This is a genomic window from Salinimicrobium oceani, from assembly GCF_012037645.1.
Map to the genome: position 1 here is coordinate 1 of NZ_JAAVJR010000810.1, position 412 is coordinate 412.

1 pseudogene is annotated in these 412 nt (G+C 43.7%); it reads left to right on the forward strand.

Annotated elements, in window-relative coordinates:
• Window positions 1-371 (forward strand): annotated as a pseudogene (locus tag HC175_RS19515) (diphosphomevalonate decarboxylase); the annotation flags it as partial.
• Window positions 372-412: the final 41 nt, after the last annotated feature.

Sequence of the window (412 nt, forward strand, 5' to 3'; positions counted from 1 at the left end):
GGCAGGCGCATGATCACCTGGATGAGTTGCAGAAGATCTTCCGCAGTGGAGATCTGGAGGAATTCATAAAAATTGTGGAAAGTGAGGCTTTGACGCTGCACGCTATGATGATGACGAGTCAGCCGTACTTTCTCCTGATGAAGCCAAATACTTTGGCGATCATCAACAGGGTATTCAAGTTTAGGGAAGAAACAGGGCTGCATCTGTGTTTCACCCTTGATGCCGGGGCTAACGTACACCTCTTGTATCCCGATAATGAAAAAGAAGAAACCCTGGAATTTATTAAAGCTGAATTGCTGCAGTATTGCCAGGGCGGGCAATATATTGAAGACCATGTAGGCAAAGGGGCAAAACAGGTAAAATTGGCCTAAAATTTGACTTAGATCATATACTGTAATGAATTACATTTCAG